Origin of the sequence: Stutzerimonas stutzeri (assembly GCF_009789555.1) — a bacterium.
GTDB lineage: Bacteria > Pseudomonadota > Gammaproteobacteria > Pseudomonadales > Pseudomonadaceae > Stutzerimonas > Stutzerimonas stutzeri_R.
In genome coordinates this window covers 4,223,458-4,245,044 of the sequence record NZ_CP046902.1, presented here as the reverse complement: position 1 = coordinate 4,245,044, position 21,587 = coordinate 4,223,458, and the positions used below count along the sequence as shown (strand labels likewise).

Sequence of the window (21,587 nt, the reverse complement as noted above, 5' to 3'; positions counted from 1 at the left end):
TGCTCACTGGTCAGCCTGCCTGGAGATATTGAAGTGGCTGCAGGGCTAGATGAAGTTGGCCATCGCCATTTCGTGATTTAGGGGGCGAGCATCGGCAGAGCTGACTCCGGACTCGCTCGGTCATGACTCAATCTGTTTCCGGCTGCGCCTGGATTGCGCCCTGCTCCAAAAACATGCTGGCGCGACGCGAGGCCGTCATCATTCACGCAACCGCCATCCCTGGTCGGCTGCCTCTGCTCCAAGCAACGGCAGCCTACGTAGCAGCCAAGACTACGCTCGACGTCGTACAGCTAACGGAAGAGGTTTCGCCCTCGTGTAGGCGTCCCGTTGGTACGAGATTGGTCATGAAACACCGGCGCGGCAGCGAAATCATGTGGCGTTGTATCGCTGCCGATATTTTTGCCGGGCTTTCCAGCCGCCGCTGGTTTGGTATGGCTTGTTACTACGGAGTTGGTATCACTGCGGCGGATTTGAAAGGCCAAAACTGTTGCCGTAACTATCACCAAAAAAAAAGAGGCCTCGCTAGAGGCCTCGTGTTGTCTGGAGCGGGCGAAGGGAATCGAACCCTTTTGCTTGGTGTGTCGTTCCGTCTCAAAGCGTGTCGTTACGGGGGTTTCCGGCTGATCCAACTGCTCGTTTCGTCGCAATGCGTCACAGTGATTTCGACAGTTTTTCGACACCTATACCTCCACCGGAATATTATCTCCTTAGGACTTTTTAGCGTGGCTTTCAGGCTGATCAGACCTTTGAATATCAATCTTGCTTAATAATTCCATTAGCAGTTCATGAGTATTTATTGGAAAGCTGTCCTTGGTGTCAGAAATATTATTGGTCAGGAATAATTTTGCGGCAATCTGCATTTTGAGCTTATGCTGTTCATCTTCAGGTAGGGATGACAGGAATGGAGTTGCAGTATTGAGGTCAAGCGACTTCTGTAAATGACTATATTGCTGTTGGCGATGTTTTTCTGACTCGCGAGCTAGATAGGCTGCTGGTATCGAAAGTAATATCATAAGAACAAATCTGCTTAGTTGCTCCGTCCAGTCGAAATCAGATGTAGTTGTTTCTAAAAAGGAATATCCAGCGATTCCAATAATTAAAACCATGCAAAATATGGAGCCGTAGCGAAGGATGTTTGCAATGTCACGCTCTTCGCTTGCGTTTTTCTCAAAGTCTCCCGATATGACTCTACCTGAAACATGGCCCAAAACTTTATTTATTTGTTTTTCTTTGTCTATGGTGCTGTCAATTGTAATATCTAGAAGTCTCTCAACTTTGGCCAGCTTTTCTTCTGCTGCTATTTCTATTTCATCTATGCGGTGCGCTAAGGCTTTGATATCCGCATCCGAGCGCCCAATTATTTCACTCGTTGTTTGCTTGATTCTGTCGACTTCAGATAGGCGTGAGGACATTTGCCTGATTAATTCTCTTGCGCGTCCCGCCAGTATTTCAAGCTCTTTTTTGCTTGCATAGCCTTCGTCTTGGTTTTCGAGGTCAAAATGGCTGTGAATAAACGGTTTAAGACTAAGTCTGATTTCTTTGAGAAGGCGAGATCTCGAAGCGATAATTTCACCTCTTAGTTTCGCTTCGCTAAGCTGTTCGAGGTGCCCAATTAATAAACTAGAATAGATGTCTAGTTCTTGTAGCCATTCCGTGTGTTTTAGGTCGTTGTATGAGTTGTTTCTGAAGAAAGCTATTGTTTCCCTCAGCGTGTCAGCTAGTTGGGAGTGGCGTAAGTTTGGTGAGTTTTCGACCTTCTTTAAGAGATCTTCCACAGATCTTGCAAATGATGTGATTGCTTCTTTATCTGTCAACATAAGGCGGCCGTATAAATAAAAGAATGTTAATGCTGGTCAAGGCAGAAAATTGTTTGTTGCGGCGCAAGCAGGTTCGTATCGGCTGCACATTTTCTTGAACGCAACCTTTGCACCTTTACGGCAGTCGCGATAGATCAGCGAGCCGCGTTTGTAGTTTTGGCACACGCTACTGAAGTCGATCTGGTCGTTTACGACCGTCCACTGGAACTGACCTCCGACGCGCTGCTTATTGTGGCCAATCTCCCAGCTCCAGTTGCTGAGATGAGTCTCACGGCTTACTGAGCGCTTCCGAGTGTTGTTGGACGAATTGGAAGCGTAATAGCGGGCCGGTGGTGGCTGCATCGTGTTGGCGGCGGGGCGGGGGGTGTAGTTTTCGTCATTGAATGATGTTTGGCGAGACTGCGTTGCCTCCGCCGAACGCTCCGCGAACGACTCGATTTCTTCCTGGCTCAGCTGATGCTGCTGGGGCGCAGGTGTCGGTTCTAATGCTGAGGCTTCGTGGTTTGCAACGGACGGCTGGCTAATCGGCTGCATGGGCTGTGCTGGCTCTGGCCTAAATAGAGGCTTGCCGCCGACATGAATGCCCTGTTTGATCTGGTTCAGGTCCAGCACGATCGGCTTTCCGAACGTCAATGCCAGTGCCGTAATGACAGCTGAACCAATTCCAAGTATCGCGAGGAATCGCCATGGCCCTTGCTTCTTCCTGCTGCGCAGGTATTCCGGTGCATCGTCCCATTCCGATTTCATATCGCCTCCTTGCTTAGTGATCGGGCCCGTTAATAAATCTGTTCCCTTTATGGCGTTTTATCATAGGACGCCTTCAGACGTTGAATATGAATAACTCGTTGAAAGTAAATTTCAAGGTATTCTTTCGTGGGGTTTAGAGGCATGGGATATTTTAAGCACGCTATAACCGACTCATCGCCTAGGTATTCTGGTTTTTGTTTGATGGACCGGATACCTTCTGCACCGATGAGGCCGCTGCCAAAAAAAGCACATGACATATAAGAGGTGCATATTTCTTTTTTGCTAAAGTCACGGCCAATCATCACTGAAAGCACCTGTTCTCTAAGCTTTCTCCGAATTGTCCGCTCATATCTCCCGCTAACAGTACGTACAAATTGCTGTTCAATGGTGCTTGCGCCCTGCACTTTTCCAGTTAGAAATCTGAGTATGATCACTCGAATGACTGAAAGCTGATCGATGCCATAATGCATGTCGTTTCTATGGTCTTCCGCTGCCACAAGTGTCTGAATCAGGTTTTGATTGATAATTTCAATATCTAAATCTATGCTATTTATTAGTTTGGCGCATTTCTCGTAATCAATAATTAAAGAATTGTAACGTAATAGTCTGGTTATCGCGGCGACTATGAAGATTGGGAGAGTAGAGATATAGAAGGATGATCTTCGAATGATTGTCGTTGCCACAACACGTCTCCAGATGAGTTGGCAGCCGTGGTGTAGAATCTCCCCGTCAGCGCTCCTTTTCTTTCAAATGTACTGATCGGGATTTTCAGGTAAATTGAAGAGTCCCGTTTTCTGCCTTGTTCGACTATTTGCAAATGCAATACGCTCCCCCGGGTATAGTTTTTCTCTATGCGGCCATTGACAATGCCGCGGCATCTTTTATCTCCAATGTGCTCGGCTGATCCTTCTCTACTTATCTCGCCAGTTCGTTCTGATGTACCTTGAATGAAGTGGCCGTCAGTAAACATTATTATTGTTCTGAAGGTTCGCATATCTTTGAAGGGGTTGTAAGCGGTTTCTATAGTTATTGTTTCAAGATAGAAGACTCCGCAGAATCTAGATGCTGGAATCCGGCTCTCTTTGATGAGGAAAATCACCAAGGCGGTAATCATTGCTGCGAGGACAGCCGCCACCAATGAACCATAGTTGGATGAATTTGTTCCGAAGCTATGGAGTGTATTAAGGAAAGTTTTTAAGAAATTCCAGATAAAATAAAAATCAAAGTCGGCTGATTCATTCATATTAAATGCCCTTATTTCCTTATTCGAGCGTACCAGCGCACAGCTACTTCAGTGGTAATCGCTATCCCGCGCTTCGATTGGACAAGTTTGAATGGGCGGACTCGTATTCAGGGCTCGTTTGCCCGCATTCAGGATGGATGTTGCCGCTGACTATCCAAAGTGCAAATTGTGGATACAGCTTGACGACTGCCTCGATTTCATCAGCTTTGATTTCTCGAGATTTGGCAGGGTTTTTCAAGTTGCTCCATGTATAGCGACTGATTCCGGTCAGCTGCTCGAGTTGCGGCAGCTTTAGTCCGCTGTGCTTGAGGACTGTTATAACTCTGTCTTTTATCATTCCAAATTGATCTAAGTAAGCTCTATCCAATTTGACTCTATCTGAATATGATTCGTTTCGACTCTAGTCAAAACGGATAGGGTCAATCCGTATGTATTGACACGAATAGTGACGGAACGAGCATGGAACTGGAAGAGCTAGAACCTTCAAAGCTGATTGGCCCACAGCAGGACGTGGAAACCGTCGAATCCTGGGCGGAACGCAACGGCCTGACGTGCTCCATGGCCCGCGCCTGGGTCTACCGGGGCGTACTCCCCACCGTAAAGCTCGGCAAGCGCCGCATGATTAACAGTGCGCTGCTGCGTAGCTGGCTGTTGGAACAGGAGTGGACGGCATGATCCGCGCCGCCTACGGAAAGCCAGGGGAGGGGATGACGTATGAGCCTGTCGACCTATATGCGGCTGCCGCACCCCGAGCACTGCGACTGCTCTGTCTGCTGGTCCCGACGCGAAGTGGCGAAACCCGCTCGCTCCCGGTCCACACCCTGCGCCCAATGCCGCCCCGCATCTGTTCAGCCGATTCGCGCCACACGCATGGGCAAAATCGCTGGTGTCTGGACAGTCCTGGCCTCGGAATGGGCGGTGATACCGGCCTCTACCTGCGAGAAACACGCGCCACCCGACCGACCGCCGAAGTACTGGAGCGTTGTGCTCGACACCGGCAAGCCCACGCCCTACGTGCCGATTCACGAACCGTTCGATCTGGTGGAGTAGGACGTAAGCGCCTGCAGGTCCGTATCGCGGCGCCTACATGGGATGAAATCGGTCGAGAGCTGACCGTTGGCGGGGAGCTGTACGGGCACGTCACCTATCGCCGCGATGTTCCGCTATTCATCCCGTTGGATGGCAGCGAGCCAACGAAGCACCGGACCCTTGTCGAACTGCGTCGCTATGTTGCTGATCGTTATCAGGCTCAACACGAAGCCGAACAGGTCCAGGGCCGCGCTCCCGGCTTGTCCGAACACGCTTCACCGTTCGGACAAACGGAAGCACGGGCAGAGCGCACCCTTGACCCGGCACGAACCGAAACAGCCTCCGCTCGGGAGTGTGGGAGAGCTTTTCCCTCCCGCGCTCCCGAGCCCTCGGCGGCAAGAGTGGGATGACAAGGGCAAAGCCCTTGGTGTTAAACAGCGTTGCGGATAATTAACAAATTTAATGGTTGATCAAATGGGAAGTGTCAATTCAGCACTATTTGTTTCATTGTGAAAATTAAATATTGATTATTTTAATACGTCATAAATAGTTGTTTCAAGAGCGTAAAAATACAGCTATAGATATCCCGCAAGCCAAGTAACAAGCCGGTCGCAGTGAAATTGCTTTTCACTCGTTCGGAATCGCTCGGCCTGCCGAAAGCAAAGCAGCGCAATCAGGCGCAACTAGAGAGAGGAAACACAGATGGCACGTTCGACTATGGAAGTTGCATTTCTCGGCACTCAACGCTTCGACGGTGAAGCCGGCCAGAAATACATCAAGGTCTTCTACGGCGACGAACCAGACGGCAAGACCGAACACGGTCTTTCCATCATCGGCATGGCAGCAGCGGACGAAGTAGCCGACGAAATCTTCGCAGCCGGTGCCCACTTCGAGCCGCTGCAACTGGTGCGCATCCACTTCGAGATTGCCCGTGGCGGCCAGAACAAGGGCAAGAACCTAGCCCTGCAACTGGAAGCCGTGAAGCCACGCAACGGCACCGAAACCCCGCGCACCCCGACCCCACAACCGCAAGCCAAAGCCGGCGAACCGGCAAAAGCTAACTAAGGGGAGGGGCCCACCATGCTGATCGGTGACCGCGTTATCTGTGACTGCTGCGGCAACGACATGGGCAAGCTCATGCGCCTGCCCGCAGCGCAGAGCGATCTGTTGCTCGATCTGCGGTTGCCGCCCCATTTTGCCGTCTGCCCTGACTGCGAACCCCTCGAACAAGCCGCCGACCTCATTGAGGCCGGTGCATGAATTTTCTCGCCTGTGAGGGTGACTGGCTGCAAGGCGCTGACGGCTCGCCTGTCTGCTCCGGGTCGCTGGTTGCCCTCACGGTCGAGGAAATGCAGAGCCTCTACGGCGCTGCACTGTCCTGGGACCAAGTCACCGAGCTACAGGGCGAAGCGATTGTTCTGTTCGCCACCGTGTTCGGCTTCCTGGTCCTCAAAAAAGTCCTGAAACAGTGAGGTATCACCCATGCAACTGAACAAGCACTTCATCAAGAAAATCGGCGTTGGCGCTGCTGCCGCGCTTTCCACCCTGGCCGGCACCGTCTATGCGGCTGTGCCTGCCGAAGCCACTGGCGCCCTGGATGAGGCGGGCACCGACGTCGGCACCATCGGCTGGGCGGTGTTCGCCGTGATCATCGCCGCCATGGCGTTCAAGTACATGCGCCGCGCCCTGTAAGCCGGGGTTGCGCACCGCACGTGCCGAAGCAAACAAACCCCGCTCCGGCGGGGTTTTCACTTCCGAGGGAACGCCAATGAGTTACCAACTGTACGTCCTGATCCTGACCACCCTGGCGTTCTATCTCGTGTTTTTTGGGCGGGTGTAGGGATGAAGGGCATGGCAAAGGTTTTGCTGCTAATCCTCTTTATTGCTGGTTCGATGAGGGCATATGCGGCGGATTATTTTTGGTCCGTAGCCGCTACAGCTGGCTCCGCTGCCACGTCAACGAAATACATAAACCATGATGCCGCATGTCGAGCATATATTGCTGTTCAGGAGACGCTTCCTTATGCCTACTCGAAAATGATGCCTGGTAGCGAATCTGTCGCGTATTGCTATGTAATCAAGTCCGGCTCGCCCACCTATACCCCTTATAACAACACTTATACCGTTCGCCGTTTTGGCGCTTCCTGCCCTGCAGGAAGCGTTTACAACACCACGACAGGTGCTTGTGATAGTCAGTGTGAGACAACCAACGGCCAAACCATCCTTCACCAGCACCTGATCAAAGCTGCCGTCGGCGAGCCCTCGACCGAGCCTCCAGGCAGCGTCTGCGCCAATAGCTGCCAATACACCTGGGGCTTCACTGCGCCGACCAACGTGTACGCCTACACCAGCGGCAATCCTCCCGGCGTCTTCGGCTCTTTTGAATACAAAAGCGCGGGGCTTGAATGCACAGGTGGCGAACCGACTCGCACCGCGCCCGCAGGACCAAGCGACACCACCAATCCCGACGACACCCCGGCGCCTGACCCGGACAACGGCTGTCCTGACGGCCATGTGTGGAACGGTACGTTCTGCAGCGAGGAACCACCGAAGGTCTGTGACCCCGACGTTGAGGTGGGTGGCTGCGATGACGCTGAGAACCCCGACCCGGAGAACCCGACCGATCCGGATGATCCGGGTGACGGCGAGGGAGACGGAGAGGGTGACGACTCTGGCGAAGGAGACGGAGACGGAGGGGGTGAAGGGGATGGCACAGGGGATGGAGAAGGCGACGGTGAGGGCGATGGCGATGGCGATGGCGATGGCGATGGCGATGGCGATGGCGAAAGCGAAGGCGAAGGTGACGGCAAGGGAGACGACAAATGCGACCCGGCCACCGATCCGAACAAATGCGTTGAGCCCGGCGTAACCGGTGAGGAGTGCGATGCCGAGATCAGCTGCAAAGGCGATGCAGTCCAGTGCGCCATCCTCAAGCAGCAGAAGCAGATGCGCTGCAACGCCGAAGAGCAGGCCAATTTTGAAAACAAGAAATCCGATATCGAAGGGCTGTTCCAGGGCGAAGAGTTCGAGCTGAAAGAAGCTGAGGTTAACGCCCCTAGTTTCATCAGCGGTGCCGGGCGCTTCCTGCCGTCCGGCTGCCCGTCACCCGAGAGCATGAACCTTCGCTCAAGCGGTGGACGCACCCTGCAACTTGATTACAAACCTCTCTGCCAAGCGGCTACGGACATGTCCTGGCTGATCGTCGCCTTTACCGCAATGTTCTGCGCCGTTTACGTCGGCCGCGCGTTTGGAGGTGCCTGATGCACTTTTACTACCTCGCCATGCTCGCCGTAATGATTGTCAAACCCCTGGTCATGATGGTGCTGAGGGTGCTTGGGATTGGAATGGTCAGCTACCTCGGCATCAACTTCGTGATCGGGGAAGCGAAGGATTACATGCTTGCCAACATGGGCAACGTCGCTCAGTCGATCCAGATGATCCTGGGGCTGGCGAAGATCGATGTGGCGCTGAACATGTACTTCGCTGCGATCACTACGCGTCTGGTGCTGACCGGCATCGACAAACTTGCCGATCGCCGCACCAAGCTCGGCAACGTCACCACCTTCACGGCCTGATCCCATGCTCATCATCCGCACGGGTAAGCCGGGGCACGGCAAGACCCTAAACACCATCCGCGAAGTCGACCAAAGCGCCCACGCCCAAGGGCGCGTCGTTTACTACCACAACATCAATGGTCTTAAACCCGAACAGCTCAAGGCGAGCTGGTTCGTGTTTGAAGATCCCGAGAAGTGGTACGAGCTACCGGCCGACGCGATCATCGTGGTCGATGAGGCGCAAGGCTGGTTTGGTTCACGCGATCCACGAGCACGGCCACCGGAGCACATCACCCGCTTCGAGACCATGCGCCACCAGGGCCACGAAGTGCATCTGGTCACCCAGGACCCGCGCTACCTCGATGTTCATCTGCGCCGCCTGTGCAACTCGCATATTCACTACTGGCGCGTCTTCAAATCGTCCCAGCTGCTGCGCTTCGAGTCGGAAGTGGTGGTGGAAAAGGTCGAGGTGAAATCCAGCTTCAAGGATGCCGACAAGAAGTCGCTCCGGCTGGATAAGAAGTACTTCGGTGCCTATACCAGCACCAACGCCAAGCACCACTTCCAGACCAAGGTGCCGACCAAGTTCCTATTGGCCGCGGCGGTGATCATCGGGGCGGGCTTCCTCGTGTACCGCGCCTATGCCCGATATGAACAGGAGAAGACCGCGCACGAATCAACAGCCCAGATCGGCGCGCAGGTCGAATCCGAAAGCATGGTCGATCAAGCCAAAAGTGTGGTCGGCTCGTTCATCAACCCCATCGGCACCCAAGGCGCAGAGCAGCCACAAACGCTTGAGCAGTACCTCGGCTCACGTGTGCCCCGGATTCAGGATGTTCCCGGCTCCGCGCCGATTTATGACCAGCTGAATACGCCGCAATCCTTTCCCAAGCCGGTGTGCATCGCCACCACCGACCGAGAGCTGATCAGCCGCAACCGACGACGCATGAGCATTGGTGACACCGATGACGGGCTGACCGGGTGCCGCTGCAACACACAGCAGGGCACGTTGCTGGAAGCGTCGTTCGAGTTCTGCCTGTCGGTCGTGCAGAACGGCTATTTCGATGACACCAAGCCCGACAGAGGCTCGATGCAGGACCAGAACCGAAACAGCCAGCTACCGGCACCGCAGCCGGTTGCACAGCCTCGCCTGGACCAGAACGAAAGCCACGGCACCCGCATCACGCGCGTGCCGTATGAGAAGGGGCAATTCCTGTGGTGAAGACCGTCAGCGCGTCCTTTGCACGCACGGCGAGGCACGAGCCGGCGTGCAAGCGCGCGCGCTGACGTCCCTGTAACACGTCAGATAAACCAGTTTGAACAGTGTCGATTCGTTGCTATTTGGAGCACTAGAAAATGAGCGTTAAAGACCAGATCAGAGTTAATCGCCAATTCGAAGAAACGCCTGACGGACGCCTGTTCTTCGACAGCCATTCGGCAAAGCTAACCGACCTGACAGGCGTTCGCCTGCTACGTTGCGGTGTCGACACGGTCCGTCAGCTTTATCGCGGACTGATCCGCCCGGAAATCATGGCGCTGTTTGAGAAACCGGGCGCTATGGTCGAGTTTGCCGGAGAGTTCTGGCACGCCGGTCGTGTTGGCCGGGACTCGGGCTACCAGTACAAGCTCCAGAACGCCGATCTCGGGTTCATCCTGCTCATCAAGAACTTCAACGCCAAGCTTGAGAACATCGGCCCACACCTGAAAATCGAGGTGTCACCGCATGCCATCGACGCGCTGTCGCCTGAGCGCCTGCAAGAGCGGATGGACTATTACGCCGCAGCCGTGATGACACACCGCGAACGCAACCAGTGCGCTGTCCATCTGGCGTTGGATATCCAGGGCTGGAAGCCTCCGGTGGATCTGGTGGCACGTCTGCACTGTCGCGCCAGGACGCACCGCGATATCTCGGGCATCAACGAGATCAATTGGGCGACCAAGTCCAGCGTCTACGGTCGTGGCGAAACATCAATGTTTGGCTCGGCTGGTGGCGTGCAGCTCTGTATCTACAACAAGACCGAACAGGCCCGCGCTACCGATAAGCTCGACTTCTGGGAAAGCGTCTGGCGTCGTCGGGACTCGTTCGATGCTGGCGACCCGGACAACTACGACCCGAAAGCGGACGTTTGGCGTGTCGAGCTACGCTACCACCATTCGGTCATCCAGCAGTTCGCCAGTGGATCGATCAGCGCAAAGACCGGTGAGGCTATCGAGACGGATTCCTTCGCTGCATTCTCGGCTCACCTGGACGGCCTTTGGAGCTACGGGCTTTGCCAGTTCAAGTTGCTGCATCGTCCAGGGCAATATGAGCCGATCTGGACGCTGATGCGTGATGACGTGCGGGTCGATGTGGCGGTTGATTCCTTGGTCGATGAGACCGAGTACAAGCGCTACTACAAGACCAGCCGTGGCTTCAGTGGAAAGAACGTGGAACTGTTCCTGGGAAACTTCGTAAGCCTAATAGCAAGGGAGCGGGTGGGCGCTAAAACCGCATTTGATCGACTGAAGGACTGGGAATGCTGGCCCGTAATCCGTGACCACTACGCCGCCAAGGATATGAGCGAGCGTGATCTGTACAAGCACATCAAGAACCTGCTCCAAGAGCGGCATGTGCGGTGGGGTAGGGCGGTCTGATGGCGATTCATCAGCGCTCGGATGGTCGCTGGCTGGTCGATGTTGAGCCGGTCAAAGGCAAGCGGTTTCGCAAGACGCTGAAGACCAAGGCTGAGGCGATGCGCTTCGAGGCGACCTGTCGGGCCAAGTGCAGCGAATCTAACGATTGGGCGCCACGGCCAAAGGACAAGCGCAGGCTGTCAGAGCTGGTCGAGCTATGGTTCGATCTTCACGGCGTCTCGCTGTCCGATGGCGTTCGTCGTGTGGCGATCCTGCGGGCGTGTGCGAAGGCGATGGGCGACCCGATAGCTCGCATGGTCGACGGCGCGAAGATCGCCGCCACGCGCGCGCGTTGGATGGCTGCAGGCGTAACCGGCAAGACGGCGAACAATCGGCTCGGTTACCTGAAAGCCGTTTACAACGAGCTGCACAAACTCGACGTGATCGACTATCCCTGTCCTTTTACCCGTATTCGTCCCGTTCGGTTGCAGGAACGCCCCTTGGCCTACCTGACCAAGCCGCAGATAACCGAACTGCTCGATGCGCTCCAAGCTCGCACCACGTCGCCGCATCCGGCCCTTGTTGCGCGGATATGTTTGGCGACCGGTGCTCGATGGGGTGAGGCTCAAGCGCTGCGACCGGAGCGGATTAGAGGCAACGCCCTGGTGTTCGCCAATACGAAATCGAAGCGGGTGCGGGTGGTCCCGGTAACGCCCGAGCTGGTGGCGGCGATCAAGAAGCACTGGCAAACCTACGGGCCGTTCACCAACTGCATCGGCGTGTTTCGGCTGGTCCTTCTCTCGACCACGATCAAGCCACCACGTGGGCAATCAAGCCACATCCTGCGCCATACCTTCGCCGCTCACTTCATCATGGGCGGTGGGCACATCGTGACGCTGAAAGAAATCCTGGGCCATGCCTCGCTGAACATGACGATGCGCTATGCACACCTTGCGCCTGAGCATTTGCACGATGCGATCAGGTTGGGACCGTTGGCTGACTCAAGGATTTAGACGGCCGGCAATTTTTCCGGCAAAATCAAGACGAAAAAAAGATCAAAAGCCTCTAGAATAAAGGCTTGAAAGGAATTATGAGGCCGGCAAATGATTAACGTTGTTCCGTTTCTTAGTCAAGATAGTGCTCCTGGCGAGCTTCAGGACGCGGTTGTCGAGCTCTGTCGCTTGGATGCTGCGTTGCATGCAAATATTCCTGATCCGTTAAGACGACCGATGACTGTCCTACTCAGGGCGGTGAACTCTTTTTACAGCAATCGGATTGAGGGTAATCCTACTCATCCGGCCGATATTCTTCACGCTCAAGAAGAGGCGGAAGAAAGGGCGCTTAGTGATGAACTGCTGGAGGTAAAGCGACATATTGAGGTTCAGAAAAACTTAGCGCTTTCGCCAGTTGATAAATTAGAAATATGTGGGAAGGAATACCTTCTTAGAATTCATCGCGAGTTCTATGATGGGGTTCCTGATAAGTTCTTAAATATAAGAAAAAACGACGGTGGTGAGATAAAGCTTGTCCCTGGGGCTCTGCGGGAAACTGATGTAAAAGTTGGAAAGCACTTACCGCCGGCAGCCGCTGATGTTGAAGCATATATTCGGTGGTTTGAGAGTGCGTACAGGCTTGATCGCTTATTTGGGTTGACGCCGATATTCGCAGCGGCCGGATCTCATCATCGATTAATGTGGATTCATCCTTTTTTAGACGGAAATGGTCGTGCTGGTAGGCTCTTTACTGATCAGTATCTACGTGCAGCTGGTCTAGGAGGGTATGGCTTGTGGTCGATGAGCAGAGGGTTTGGGCGGAACGTTGAAGCGTATTACGATGCGCTATCAAAAGCTGATCAACCTCGAAAAGGTGACCTAGATGGTCGCGGCGCGCTATCTGACTCGGGCTTATTGGCTTTCACTAAGTATTTCATTGAGACGGCTCTCGATCAAGTGAAGTACTTTAGTTCGTTATTGGAGCCGCACAAGCTCAATCAACGCATAGATGTGTATTTTGAGATGCGAAGGCGCGGTGTGCTTACGGATAGTAAAGGCCAGCTTTTGGCTCCGCTCAGAATTGAGGCGAAAGAAATATATAAAACTTTGCTTTATCACGGCAATCAGCAGCGAGCGGACATTCAAGCGATGCTCGGAGTTAGCGAGAGGACAACCAGGACAATACTCGGACAGATGGCTGATGAGCGGCTAATTAGCTCCGACGCAAGAAAGCCAGTTTCTTTGAGCTTGTCTCCCAGCTCCATTGAGCTGCTATTTCCGCACCTATGGTAATCGGCGGTTGGGCTGGGCCTCTGTGCGGAGTCCACGCCAATGTGATCAGCTTCGACACTTCTTCGACACCACCAAATACCATAAACAAAAAAGCCCTGTAAAACAGGGCCTTAGCGTGTGGTATCTGGAGCGGGCGAAGGGAATCGAACCCTCGTCATGAGCTTGGGAAGCTCAGGTAATGCCATTATACGACGCCCGCTCAGGGGTGCCTTTGTACCAGAAGGGCGTGTGGAATTGAAGCGCGCGCTCAGCCTTTTCGGTGAGCGGCTCAGATCGGGGCGATTTCGCTTGGCGTCAGCACGCGGTAATCGCCGGGCGCGAGGGTGCTGTCCAGCGACAAGGGGCCCATGCGTTCGCGGTGCAGGCGGATGACCTTGTTATCGAAGTGGCCGAACATCCGCTTGACCTGATGGTAGCGGCCTTCGTGCAGGGTCAGGCGAGCCCGGTGCGTGTCGAGCAGCTCCAGCTCGGCGGGTAAGGTGGTGAGGTTTTCGAAGCGAAAATGGATGCCCGCTGCGAAACGATCGACGCAGGCCGGGTCGATGGGGGCTTCGGTCTCGACCAGGTAGGTCTTGCCCTGGCGGTTGTCCGGTTGGGTGAGGCGGCGTGACCAGAGCCCGTCATTGGTGATGATCAACAGGCCCGTGGTGTTGTAGTCGAGCCGTCCGGCGATATGCAGTTCGGCCTTGTCCGGTTCGTCGAGCAGGTCGAGGACGGTCAGATGTTGCGGGTCGGTCGTGGCGCTGACGCACCCGGCCGGTTTATGCAGCATGAAGAAGCGCGCGGGTTTGCCCTTTTGCAATACGAGGTCGTCCAGTTCGACGCGGTCGAACGGGCGAATATCGCAGGTGCCGTCGCGTACCGTTTGGCCATTGACCTCGATCCGTCCTGTTGCCAGCAGATGGCGCGCCTGTTGATGGCTGAATCGTGGGAGGTTGGCGAGGAAACGATCGAGGCGCATCAGGATACGACGGGGCGCTCGCCGCGGGCGCAGCGAGCGCACACGCAGGCTTTGCCTCTGGCTGCGGCAGGAATCCGTTCCCGGGTTTCGGCGGTAATCTCGGTGGTGAAGCACCAGCACGGGTGCTGCGTGGCCTGCGGATCGCACTGGCCGCACTGATTGGGTTGTCCGCATAGCGGGCAACGGGTGGCGTCGACTGCGTCGGTCATGGCGGGGTCCGCTGGTCGGCTGTTTAGGGGCGCGTGGCGAGGCCAGTCGACCGTGCAGCTCTACGTGTAGCGCTGCACGGTCGAGTCGTGGTCACTTCACGCGTTGCCCAGGCTTGGCGCCGCTGTCCGGGCTGAGCAGGTAGATATCGTCACCGCCGGGGCCCGCCGCCAGCACCATGCCTTCGGAGACACCGAACTTCATCTTGCGCGCGGCGAGGTTGGCGACGTAGAGCGTCAGGCGGCCTTCGAGCTTGCTCGGGTCGGGGTAGGCGCTCTTGATGCCGGAAAACACATTGCGTTTGGCATCGCCGATGTCGAGCGTCAGGCGCAGCAGCTTGTCGGCGCCTTCGACGAACTCGCATTTCTCGATGAGGGCGATGCGCAGATCGACGGCTGCGAAGGCGTCAAAGGCGATTTCCGGTGCCAGGGGTTCCTTGGCCAGCTCGCCGTTGCCTGCCGGTTGCGCGGCGGCTTCGGTGGAGGCGAGGTCTTCTTTGGAGGATTCGATCATGGCTTCGATTTTCGCGGGTTCGATACGGGTCAGCAGGGGTGTGAAAGCATTCAACTGATGGTTGCCCAGCAGCGCCTCGTGGTCGCTCCAGGTCAGCGGCCCGATATTCAGGAAGCGCTCCGCGTCGGCTGCCAGGTTCGGCAGGACGGGCTTGAGGAAAATCACCAGTTGGCGGAACAGGTTGATGCCGGTGGCGCAGATGGCCTGGACCTCGGCCTGCATGCCTTCCTGCTTGTTCAGCGCCCAGGGCGCTTTGTCGGCGATCCAGGCATTCGCGCGGTCGGCCAGCCCCATGATTTCGCGCATGGCGCGGGCGAAGTCGCGGCTTTCGTAGGCTTCGGCAATCGACGGCGCAGCGGCCTGGAAAGCATTGGTCAGCTCGGGTGCGGCATTCTCAGTCACCATCAGCCCCGCGTTGCCCTTGTGGATGAAGCCGGCGCAACGGCTGGCGATGTTGACCACCTTGCCGACCAGGTCGGAATTGACCTTCTGCACGAAGTCGTCGAGGTTGAGGTCGAGGTCGTCGACGCCGCGACCGAGCTTGGCGGCATAGTAGTAGCGCAGGTATTCGGGGTTCAGGTGTTCCAGGTAGGTGCGCGCCTTGATGAAGGTGCCGCGCGACTTGGACATCTTCTGGCCATTGACCGTCAGGTAGCCGTGAACGGCCACCGCGGTGGGCTTGCGCAGGCCGGCACCTTCGAGCATCGCCGGCCAGAACAGGGTGTGGAAATTGATGATGTCCTTGCCGATGAAGTGATACAGCTCGGTCGTGGAGTCCTGGTTCCAGAACGAATCGAAATCCAGCTCCGGGCGGCGGGCGCAGAGGTTCTTGAAGCTCGCCATATAGCCGATCGGTGCATCCAGCCAGACATAGAAGTATTTGCCGGGCTCGTCAGGGATCTCGAAACCGAAATAGGGCGCGTCGCGGGAGATGTCCCATTCATGCAGGCCGGCGTCGAGCCACTCGGCGATCTTGTTGGCCACGGAGTCCTGCAGTGTGCCGCTGCGCGTCCACTGCTTGAGCATGGCCTCGAAGTCCGGCAACTTGAAGAAGAAATGCGTCGAGTCACGCAGTACGGGCGTTGCTCCGGAGATGGCCGAGCGCGGGTCCTTCAGCTCGGTGGGCTCGTAGGTTGCCCCGCACTTCTCGCAATTGTCGCCGTACTGGTCCTCGGCGGCACATTTCGGGCAGGTGCCCTTGATGAAGCGGTCCGCGAGAAACATGCCTTTCTCCGGATCGAAATACTGGGTTACCGAGCGCGTGGCAATGTGTCCGGCGTCGCGCAGTCGCGCGTAGATCATCTCGGACAGCTCGCGGTTCTCCTCGGAGTGGGTCGAGTGGAAGTTGTCGAAGTCGACCAGGAAATCGGCGAAGTCGGCACTGTGCTCGGCCTGGACATTGGCGATCAGCTGTTCGGGGGTGATGCCTTCCTTCTCGGCACGCAGCATGATGGCCGAGCCGTGAGCATCGTCGGCGCAAACGTAGATGCACTGGTTGCCGCGCAATTTCTGAAACCGCACCCACATGTCCGTCTGGATGTACTCGAGCATGTGGCCAAGGTGGATCGAACCGTTGGCGTAGGGCAGGGCACTGGTAACGAGGATCTGGCGAGCTTCGGGCATTGGGAAATCTGCAGTCGGGATTGCGAAGTGAGTCGGTCACTATAAAGGTGCGGCGTTTTTTTTTCATCCGCACGGCCGCGCCCGAGTCGGGTCAAATGACCTGCGCTGGCCGACGTATTTGCCTGATGGGCCGGAAGCGGCGCCAGGGGGTAAGATGCCTGCCTGTTTTGCTTGGTTTTTCTTGGGAGTAGTCATGTCCGTCACACGCGAAGCTGTGCAAGCCGTACTGCGTCAGTACACCGACCCGCACTTGAACCAGGACCCGGTCGCTGCCGGCTGCCTGCGTTCGATCGATATCCAGGGAGACCGCGTCAGTGTAAGACTCGAACTCGGTTACGCGGCTGGCCTGTTCCGTAGCGGCTGGTCGCAGATGCTGGCGATGGCGATCGAACAGCTCGACGGTGTGACGCGCGCCGATGTGCAGGTCGACTGCGTGATCCAGTCGCACAAGGCGCAGGATCAGCTCGAATCGCTGGGCAATGTTAAGAACATCATCGCCGTGGCCTCGGGCAAGGGCGGGGTGGGCAAGTCCACCACGGCGGCCAACCTTGCCTTGGCACTGGCACGCGAAGGCGCGCGTGTCGGGGTGCTGGATGCAGATATCTACGGGCCGAGCCAGGGCATCATGTTCGGCATTGCCGAGGGCACGCGCCCACAGATCCGGGACGGCAAGGCCTTTATCCCGCTGGAGGCTCATGGCGTGCAGATCATGTCGATGGCCTTCCTCGCCGACGACAAGACGCCCATGGTCTGGCGCGGGCCGATGGTGTCGGGTGCGTTGCTGCAATTGATCACCCAGACGGCGTGGAATGATCTGGACTATCTCGTGGTGGACATGCCGCCGGGCACGGGCGATATCCAGTTGACGCTGGCGCAGAAGGTGCCGGTGGTCGGTGCGGTCATCGTCACGACGCCTCAGGACCTGGCGCTGCTTGACGCCAAGAAGGGCGTCGAGATGTTCCGTAAGGTGAACATTCCGGTGCTTGGTGTGGTGGAAAATATGGCCATCCACATTTGCTCGAATTGCGGGCACGCCGAGCATCTGTTCGGTGAGGGCGGCGGTGAGAAGCTGGCCGCGCAGTACAACGTCGAACTGCTGGCATCGCTGCCGCTGTCGATGGCGATTCGCACCCAGGCCGATGCGGGCAAGCCGACCGCGATCGCCGATCCGGAAAGCCAGATCGCCATGATCTATCAGCAGATGGCCCGTAGTGTCGGTGCGCGGATTTCTCAAAGCGGGCAAATCATTGCCCAGTCGATGCCGAACATCACGGTTTCCGACGACTGAGCGGCAGCGGGTGACGCCTTGCGTCACCCGCACCGAGGTTCGCCTCAGCAATCGCAGGCATAAAAAAGCCCCGCCGAAGCGGGGCTTTTTTCAGAGAAGACTCAGGTTAGATAACCTGAACTTCCTCAGCTTGCATGCCCTTCTGGCCGCGAGTAGCGACGAAGGAAACCTGCTGGCCTTCTTTCAGGCTCTTGAAACCGTCGCCCTGGATGGCGCGGAAGTGTACGAAGAGGTCGTCACCGGATTGCGGAGTGATGAAGCCGAAGCCTTTTTCATCATTGAACCACTTGACGGTACCGGTTTGGCGATTGGACATTTGAATGTCTCCTTGAACGATGTAGAGATGATTTGAACGGGCAAATACCCCGAACGGTGACTGTGTGCAAGGAGTTAAAGGAGTCGTAGCAATGATCGGATCGAAATCTAAACATGTAGCGATTCACGGTGACACATGCAGCAGCAGCCAACGAAAGATACCGCATTTCCGTAGCAATGCGAGGATTATTTTCAGTTTCTTCCCTGCGCGCGACGGGCGCGGCGCACGGTCCCAGGCGCCGGGCTTTGAACCCGCCCCGTGGGCTCGGTAAGATGCACGCCTTTATCTGACAACCACCAGCCAAATCAGGACGCCCGCCATGAGCATCAAATCGGACAAGTGGATACGCCGGATGGCCCAGGAGCACGGCATGATCGAGCCCTATGTGGAGCGCCAGGTGCGCACCGAGGGCAACGAGCGCCTGATTTCCTACGGCGTGTCCAGTTATGGCTATGACGTGCGCTGTGCCGACGAATTCAAGGTGTTCACCAACATCAATTCGGCGACGGTCGACCCGAAGAACTTCGATGAGAAGAGCTTCGTCGACATCAAGAGCGATGTCTGCATCATTCCGCCGAACTCGTTCGCGCTGGCCCGCACCGTCGAATACTTCCGTATTCCGCGCAACGTGCTGACCATCTGTCTGGGCAAAAGCACCTACGCCCGCTGCGGCATCATCGTCAACGTGACGCCGCTCGAACCGGAGTGGGAAGGGCACGTCACGCTGGAATTTTCCAACACCACTACGCTGCCGGCGAAGATCTACGCCAACGAGGGTGTGGCGCAGATGCTGTTCCTGGAGTCCGATGAAGAGTGCGAGACGTCCTACCGCGACCGCGGTGGCAAATACCAGGGCCAGCGCGGCGTGACGTTGCCTAAAGCGTAAGCCGCCAGGTGGATCGTTGAATGTCCTCGAGGCGGGCGGTCAAGGGCCGCTGCCGCCCGCCTCGTCGCCCAAGAGGGCCGCTCGGCGCGTGCCTTACCAGGGCAGCGGTTCACCCTGATAATCGATGAATCGATGGCCGCCCTGTCCGGCGGCACGCGCGACCTGCTCGACCATGCCGCGGCAACTGGTTTCGATGTCCAGCGGCGCCTCCGCTCCGCCCATATCGGTCTTCACCCAGCCTGGGTGCATCGAAAGCACGGTAATGGCCGTGTCGTCGCCAAGCTCGGCGACGAAGGTGCGTGTCAGATGGTTCAGCGCCGCTTTGCTTGCCCCATAAAGCGGCATGCCCATTCCGGGGCCCGTTTCGACGCTGCCCATGATCGAACTCATGAATGTAATGACGCCGGCTTTCGGCTCGACAAGCGGCAGCAGGCGCTTGGCCAGACGTACCGGCGCGACGGCATTGGTCGAAAACAATTGACCGACTTCACCAGGGGTGGCGGTGTCGGCCGAAATCGACCGGGCGCCGGAGATGCCGGCATTGATGTACAGCACATTCAAGGTGATGCCGGACAACCGCTCGGCCAGGGCATCGAGGCCTGTGGTATCTTCGATATCCAGCGTTTCGACACGGATATTCGCGACGGCCGTCAGCGCATCCGCGCGCTGCGGGTCGCGGACGGTCGCGATCACCTGCCAGCCCGCTTGGGCGAACTGCTTCGCCAGGCCCAGGCCGAGGCCGCGTGATGCACCGATGATCAGGACTGTGTTGGACATGGATGGCGCTCCGAAATGGACGGGCTGGCAAGCATAGCCGATGCCGTCGGGGCAACGTCGCACAACGGCGTGCCGCTGAAACGAAAATGCCCGCATCGGAGGATGCGGGCATTTTGGTAGCCAGGGCATGGGTGGCAAGCCCCCATGCCGCAAGCCAGGCGACTCAGCCGGCGAAGTTCTTCGCGACGAAGTCCCAGTTGACGATGTTCCAGAACGCTTCGACGAACTTCGGGCGCGCGTTGCGGTAATCGATGTAGTAGGCGTGTTCCCAGACATCGCAGGTCAGCAATGGCTTGTCGCCTGCGGTCATCGGGTTGCCGGCACCGATGGTGCTGGCCAGGCCGAGGCTGCCGTCGGACTTCTTGACCAGCCAGGCCCAGCCGGAGCCGAACGTACCGATGGCGGTTTTGGTGAACTCTTCCTTGAACGTGTCGAAGGAGCCGAAGGAGGCGTTGATGGCATCAGCCAGGGCGCCGGTCGGTTGGCCGCCAGCGTTCGGCGCCATGCAGTTCCAGAAGAACGTGTGGTTCCAGACCTGAGCGGCGTTGTTGAAGATACCGCCGGACGACGTCTTGATGATGGTTTCCAGATCCTTGCCTTCGAACTCGGTGCCCGGGATCAGGTTGTTCAGGTTGGTCACGTAGGCCTGGTGATGCTTGCCGTGGTGATACTCGAAGGTCTCGGCGGAAATGTGCGGCTCGAGGGCGTTCTTTTCAAACGGAAGCGGCGGCAATTCGAAAGCCATGGTGTGTATCTCCTGCTCAGGTGTCGAGGATAGATGCGGCTCGGAAGGAGGCAGTCTGCGCTGGCTACCAGCGCCTCGCGGAACGGAGAAAACTACTGCACTGATGTTCGTCCGTTGACGCCTGTCTTTCCCTTCGCTCGCTACATGCGTGCGCATTCTTTGGCCGATCACGGGCGGCCGTAACAGCGGGCTGAAGCGTTCCGCTCCATGCCCGCGAATCAGGGATCATAGCACCCAGCCTGCGGCAAAACCACGCGCCAACTGTGTGGGAAAGCCGAGCCCAGAGCCGCTCGCTCCAGGCCCGTACGGGTGTGTGGGTGCTTCGAGCCCTCTGCGTGGACCTCCGATCGCAGATGGTGTTCCTCAGGCGAGAACAACCAACTGCGCGGCGATGGCGAACATCATTCCCGCCACGCCTAGATCGATCAGGCGCCAGGTGAGCGGGCGTGCGAGCCAGGGCGCAAGCCACGCTCCGCCAAGCGCGAGCATCATGAACCATAAGGTCGACGCGCTGGCAGCGCCCAGCGTATAGGCACCTGGCTCGGGTTGCTGGGCACCGAGAGAGCCGATCAGCAGTACGGTGTCGAGATAGACGTGCGGGTTGAGCAGCGTGACAGCCAGCGCGGCAAGCAGGACGCTCTGCAGCGAGCGCGGGCCACGCCGAGCGTCTTCCCTGAGTGCCTGAGGTCGTGCCGCTCGACGCAAGGCAATGACACCGTACGACACCAGGAACATCACCCCGCCCCAACGCGTGATGTGTAGCAGCAGCGGGCTTTCGGCCAGTACGGCGGCGAGGCCGAAGACACCGACACTGACCAGTGCGATGTCGCACAGGATGCAGAGGGCGGCGACCGGAAGGTGATGTTCTCGGCGCAGGCTCTGCGCGAGCACAAAGGCGTTCTGCGCGCCGATAGCGATGATCAGGCCCGCGGTGACCAACAACCCGTTGAAATAGCTCTGCCACATGACGCTCTGCCTGTTCT

General features: G+C 57.0%; 25 protein-coding genes and 1 tRNA gene. 14 read left to right on the top strand and 12 right to left on the bottom strand.

All coding sequences use genetic code 11. The features are described from left to right. Positions 1–707: 707 nt before the first annotated feature. Genes GQA94_RS19715 through GQA94_RS19700 form a run of 4 tightly spaced genes read right to left on the bottom strand, consistent with a single transcriptional unit; the run spans position 708 to position 3,807 of the window. Entirely contained in the window at positions 708–1,817 is a 1,110-nt protein-coding gene (locus GQA94_RS19715) for a hypothetical protein (RefSeq protein WP_158189596.1), read from the bottom strand. 36 nt (positions 1,818–1,853) lie between these two features. Then, entirely contained in the window at positions 1,854–2,564 is a 711-nt protein-coding gene (locus GQA94_RS19710; protein WP_158189595.1) for a hypothetical protein, read from the bottom strand. A 47-nt stretch (positions 2,565–2,611) separates the two neighbouring features. Then, positions 2,612–3,247 (bottom strand): transglycosylase domain-containing protein, encoded by a 636-nt coding sequence (locus GQA94_RS19705; protein WP_158189594.1) that lies wholly within the window; start codon positions 3,245–3,247, stop codon positions 2,612–2,614. Further along, positions 3,187–3,807: a hypothetical protein gene (locus tag GQA94_RS19700; RefSeq protein WP_158189593.1), complete on the bottom strand. Its 621-nt coding sequence runs from the start codon at positions 3,805–3,807 to the stop codon at positions 3,187–3,189. The genes GQA94_RS19705 and GQA94_RS19700 overlap by 61 nt, the downstream gene beginning before the upstream one ends. Before the next feature lie 459 nt (positions 3,808–4,266). On the opposite strand from GQA94_RS19700, the gene GQA94_RS19695 reads away from it, so the two are divergent. The 12 genes from GQA94_RS19695 (at position 4,267) to GQA94_RS19635 (ending at position 13,288) form a co-directional block, all read left to right on the top strand. Further along, positions 4,267–4,482 carry a DNA-binding protein gene (locus GQA94_RS19695; RefSeq protein ID WP_102847489.1) on the top strand — a complete coding sequence of 72 codons (216 nt, stop codon included), beginning with the start codon at positions 4,267–4,269 and terminating at the stop codon, positions 4,480–4,482. 39 nt (positions 4,483–4,521) lie between these two features. Continuing rightward, a complete protein-coding gene (gene pflM, locus GQA94_RS19690; protein ID WP_158189592.1) occupies positions 4,522–4,857 on the top strand; it encodes a lysogeny maintenance protein PflM in 336 nt (111 codons plus the stop codon). Positions 4,858–5,538: 681 nt separating this feature from the next. Further along, positions 5,539–5,901, top strand: coding sequence for a hypothetical protein (locus GQA94_RS19685; protein ID WP_199270071.1), 363 nt, complete (start codon positions 5,539–5,541; stop codon positions 5,899–5,901). A gap of 15 nt (positions 5,902–5,916) precedes the next feature. Further along, complete coding sequence (locus tag GQA94_RS19680; protein ID WP_158189591.1) at positions 5,917–6,096, top strand: hypothetical protein; 180 nt, start codon at positions 5,917–5,919, stop codon at positions 6,094–6,096. Continuing rightward, positions 6,093–6,308 (top strand): hypothetical protein, encoded by a 216-nt coding sequence (locus GQA94_RS19675; RefSeq protein ID WP_158189590.1) that lies wholly within the window; start codon positions 6,093–6,095, stop codon positions 6,306–6,308. Before GQA94_RS19680 ends, GQA94_RS19675 begins: the two co-directional genes overlap by 4 nt. Before the next feature lie 10 nt (positions 6,309–6,318). Beyond that, entirely contained in the window at positions 6,319–6,528 is a 210-nt protein-coding gene (locus GQA94_RS19670; RefSeq protein WP_158189589.1) for a major capsid protein, read from the top strand. A gap of 159 nt (positions 6,529–6,687) precedes the next feature. Beyond that, entirely contained in the window at positions 6,688–8,097 is a 1,410-nt protein-coding gene (locus tag GQA94_RS23470; protein WP_233270190.1) for a virulence factor TspB C-terminal domain-related protein, read from the top strand. Then, positions 8,097–8,411, top strand: a complete 315-nt coding sequence (locus GQA94_RS19655; RefSeq protein WP_158189588.1) for a DUF2523 domain-containing protein — start codon at positions 8,097–8,099, stop codon at positions 8,409–8,411. Before GQA94_RS23470 ends, GQA94_RS19655 begins: the two co-directional genes overlap by 1 nt. Positions 8,412–8,415: 4 nt before the next feature. After that, positions 8,416–9,612, top strand: coding sequence for a zonular occludens toxin domain-containing protein (locus GQA94_RS19650; protein ID WP_158189587.1), 1,197 nt, complete (start codon positions 8,416–8,418; stop codon positions 9,610–9,612). A 134-nt stretch (positions 9,613–9,746) separates the two neighbouring features. Further along, positions 9,747–11,024, top strand: coding sequence for a hypothetical protein (locus GQA94_RS19645; RefSeq protein ID WP_158189586.1), 1,278 nt, complete (start codon positions 9,747–9,749; stop codon positions 11,022–11,024). Continuing rightward, positions 11,024–12,016 (top strand): phage integrase, encoded by a 993-nt coding sequence (locus GQA94_RS19640; protein ID WP_158189585.1) that lies wholly within the window; start codon positions 11,024–11,026, stop codon positions 12,014–12,016. The genes GQA94_RS19645 and GQA94_RS19640 overlap by 1 nt, the downstream gene beginning before the upstream one ends. A 90-nt stretch (positions 12,017–12,106) precedes the next feature. After that, positions 12,107–13,288 (top strand): Fic family protein, encoded by a 1,182-nt coding sequence (locus GQA94_RS19635; protein ID WP_233270189.1) that lies wholly within the window; start codon positions 12,107–12,109, stop codon positions 13,286–13,288. A gap of 125 nt (positions 13,289–13,413) precedes the next feature. Here the strand turns inward: GQA94_RS19635 and GQA94_RS19630 are convergent. The 4 genes from GQA94_RS19630 to metG form a co-directional block, all read right to left on the bottom strand. Next, positions 13,414–13,487 (bottom strand) — tRNA-Gly (locus GQA94_RS19630). A 69-nt stretch (positions 13,488–13,556) separates the two neighbouring features. Continuing rightward, entirely contained in the window at positions 13,557–14,249 is a 693-nt protein-coding gene (locus GQA94_RS19625; protein ID WP_158189584.1) for a pseudouridine synthase, read from the bottom strand. Beyond that, complete coding sequence (locus GQA94_RS19620) at positions 14,249–14,458, bottom strand: cysteine-rich CWC family protein (protein WP_158189583.1); 210 nt, start codon at positions 14,456–14,458, stop codon at positions 14,249–14,251. Before GQA94_RS19620 ends, GQA94_RS19625 begins: the two co-directional genes overlap by 1 nt. A gap of 91 nt (positions 14,459–14,549) precedes the next feature. Further along, positions 14,550–16,592 (bottom strand): methionine--tRNA ligase, encoded by a 2,043-nt coding sequence (gene metG, locus GQA94_RS19615; RefSeq protein WP_158189582.1) that lies wholly within the window; start codon positions 16,590–16,592, stop codon positions 14,550–14,552. Positions 16,593–16,785: 193 nt separating this feature from the next. Between metG and apbC the strand changes: the two genes are divergently transcribed. Beyond that, a complete protein-coding gene (gene apbC / locus GQA94_RS19610) occupies positions 16,786–17,880 on the top strand; it encodes an iron-sulfur cluster carrier protein ApbC (RefSeq protein ID WP_158189581.1) in 1,095 nt (364 codons plus the stop codon). Positions 17,881–17,986: 106 nt separating this feature from the next. Here apbC and GQA94_RS19605 read toward each other — a convergent pair whose 3' ends face one another. After that, a complete protein-coding gene (locus GQA94_RS19605; protein ID WP_003282211.1) occupies positions 17,987–18,196 on the bottom strand; it encodes a cold-shock protein in 210 nt (69 codons plus the stop codon). Between the two features lie 319 nt (positions 18,197–18,515). Here GQA94_RS19605 and dcd point away from each other — a divergent pair, with 319 nt between their 5' ends. Then, positions 18,516–19,082 carry a dCTP deaminase gene (gene dcd, locus GQA94_RS19600; protein ID WP_021207353.1) on the top strand — a complete coding sequence of 189 codons (567 nt, stop codon included), beginning with the start codon at positions 18,516–18,518 and terminating at the stop codon, positions 19,080–19,082. 93 nt (positions 19,083–19,175) lie between these two features. Here the strand turns inward: dcd and GQA94_RS19595 are convergent, their stop codons facing one another. The 3 genes from GQA94_RS19595 to GQA94_RS19585 form a co-directional block, all read right to left on the bottom strand. Then, on the bottom strand, positions 19,176–19,859 hold the full coding sequence (locus tag GQA94_RS19595; RefSeq protein ID WP_158189580.1) for an SDR family oxidoreductase: 684 nt from the start codon (positions 19,857–19,859) through the stop codon (positions 19,176–19,178). Between the two features lie 163 nt (positions 19,860–20,022). Next, positions 20,023–20,604 carry a superoxide dismutase gene (locus GQA94_RS19590; protein WP_158189579.1) on the bottom strand — a complete coding sequence of 194 codons (582 nt, stop codon included), beginning with the start codon at positions 20,602–20,604 and terminating at the stop codon, positions 20,023–20,025. 363 nt (positions 20,605–20,967) lie between these two features. Further along, positions 20,968–21,570, bottom strand: coding sequence for a LysE/ArgO family amino acid transporter (locus GQA94_RS19585; protein WP_158189578.1), 603 nt, complete (start codon positions 21,568–21,570; stop codon positions 20,968–20,970). Positions 21,571–21,587 lie beyond the last annotated feature (17 nt).

Bases quoted from the DNA above. Each gene is read 5' to 3' on its own strand.
- GQA94_RS23470 (WP_233270190.1), top strand. From the start codon at position 6,688: ATGGCAAAGGTTTTGCTGCTAATCCTCTTTATTGCTGGTTCGATGAGG.
- GQA94_RS19680 (WP_158189591.1), top strand. From the start codon at position 5,917: ATGCTGATCGGTGACCGCGTTATCTGTGACTGCTGCGGCAACGACATG.
- GQA94_RS19635 (WP_233270189.1), top strand. From the start codon at position 12,107: ATGATTAACGTTGTTCCGTTTCTTAGTCAAGATAGTGCTCCTGGCGAG.
- GQA94_RS19595 (WP_158189580.1), bottom strand. From the start codon at position 19,859: ATGTCCAACACAGTCCTGATCATCGGTGCATCACGCGGCCTCGGCCTG.
- GQA94_RS19645 (WP_158189586.1), top strand. From the start codon at position 9,747: ATGAGCGTTAAAGACCAGATCAGAGTTAATCGCCAATTCGAAGAAACG.
- GQA94_RS19605 (WP_003282211.1), bottom strand. From the start codon at position 18,196: ATGTCCAATCGCCAAACCGGTACCGTCAAGTGGTTCAATGATGAAAAA.
- GQA94_RS19655 (WP_158189588.1), top strand. From the start codon at position 8,097: ATGCACTTTTACTACCTCGCCATGCTCGCCGTAATGATTGTCAAACCC.
- GQA94_RS19620 (WP_158189583.1), bottom strand. From the start codon at position 14,458: ATGACCGACGCAGTCGACGCCACCCGTTGCCCGCTATGCGGACAACCC.
- GQA94_RS19710 (WP_158189595.1), bottom strand. From the start codon at position 2,564: ATGAAATCGGAATGGGACGATGCACCGGAATACCTGCGCAGCAGGAAG.
- metG (WP_158189582.1), bottom strand. From the start codon at position 16,592: ATGCCCGAAGCTCGCCAGATCCTCGTTACCAGTGCCCTGCCCTACGCC.
- GQA94_RS19715 (WP_158189596.1), bottom strand. From the start codon at position 1,817: ATGTTGACAGATAAAGAAGCAATCACATCATTTGCAAGATCTGTGGAA.
- GQA94_RS19640 (WP_158189585.1), top strand. From the start codon at position 11,024: ATGGCGATTCATCAGCGCTCGGATGGTCGCTGGCTGGTCGATGTTGAG.
- GQA94_RS19695 (WP_102847489.1), top strand. From the start codon at position 4,267: ATGGAACTGGAAGAGCTAGAACCTTCAAAGCTGATTGGCCCACAGCAG.
- GQA94_RS19670 (WP_158189589.1), top strand. From the start codon at position 6,319: ATGCAACTGAACAAGCACTTCATCAAGAAAATCGGCGTTGGCGCTGCT.
- GQA94_RS19590 (WP_158189579.1), bottom strand. From the start codon at position 20,604: ATGGCTTTCGAATTGCCGCCGCTTCCGTTTGAAAAGAACGCCCTCGAG.
- dcd (WP_021207353.1), top strand. From the start codon at position 18,516: ATGAGCATCAAATCGGACAAGTGGATACGCCGGATGGCCCAGGAGCAC.
- GQA94_RS19650 (WP_158189587.1), top strand. From the start codon at position 8,416: ATGCTCATCATCCGCACGGGTAAGCCGGGGCACGGCAAGACCCTAAAC.
- GQA94_RS19675 (WP_158189590.1), top strand. From the start codon at position 6,093: ATGAATTTTCTCGCCTGTGAGGGTGACTGGCTGCAAGGCGCTGACGGC.
- pflM (WP_158189592.1), top strand. From the start codon at position 4,522: ATGAGCCTGTCGACCTATATGCGGCTGCCGCACCCCGAGCACTGCGAC.
- apbC (WP_158189581.1), top strand. From the start codon at position 16,786: ATGTCCGTCACACGCGAAGCTGTGCAAGCCGTACTGCGTCAGTACACC.
- GQA94_RS19585 (WP_158189578.1), bottom strand. From the start codon at position 21,570: ATGTGGCAGAGCTATTTCAACGGGTTGTTGGTCACCGCGGGCCTGATC.
- GQA94_RS19700 (WP_158189593.1), bottom strand. From the start codon at position 3,807: ATGAATGAATCAGCCGACTTTGATTTTTATTTTATCTGGAATTTCTTA.
- GQA94_RS19685 (WP_199270071.1), top strand. From the start codon at position 5,539: ATGGCACGTTCGACTATGGAAGTTGCATTTCTCGGCACTCAACGCTTC.
- GQA94_RS19625 (WP_158189584.1), bottom strand. From the start codon at position 14,249: ATGCGCCTCGATCGTTTCCTCGCCAACCTCCCACGATTCAGCCATCAA.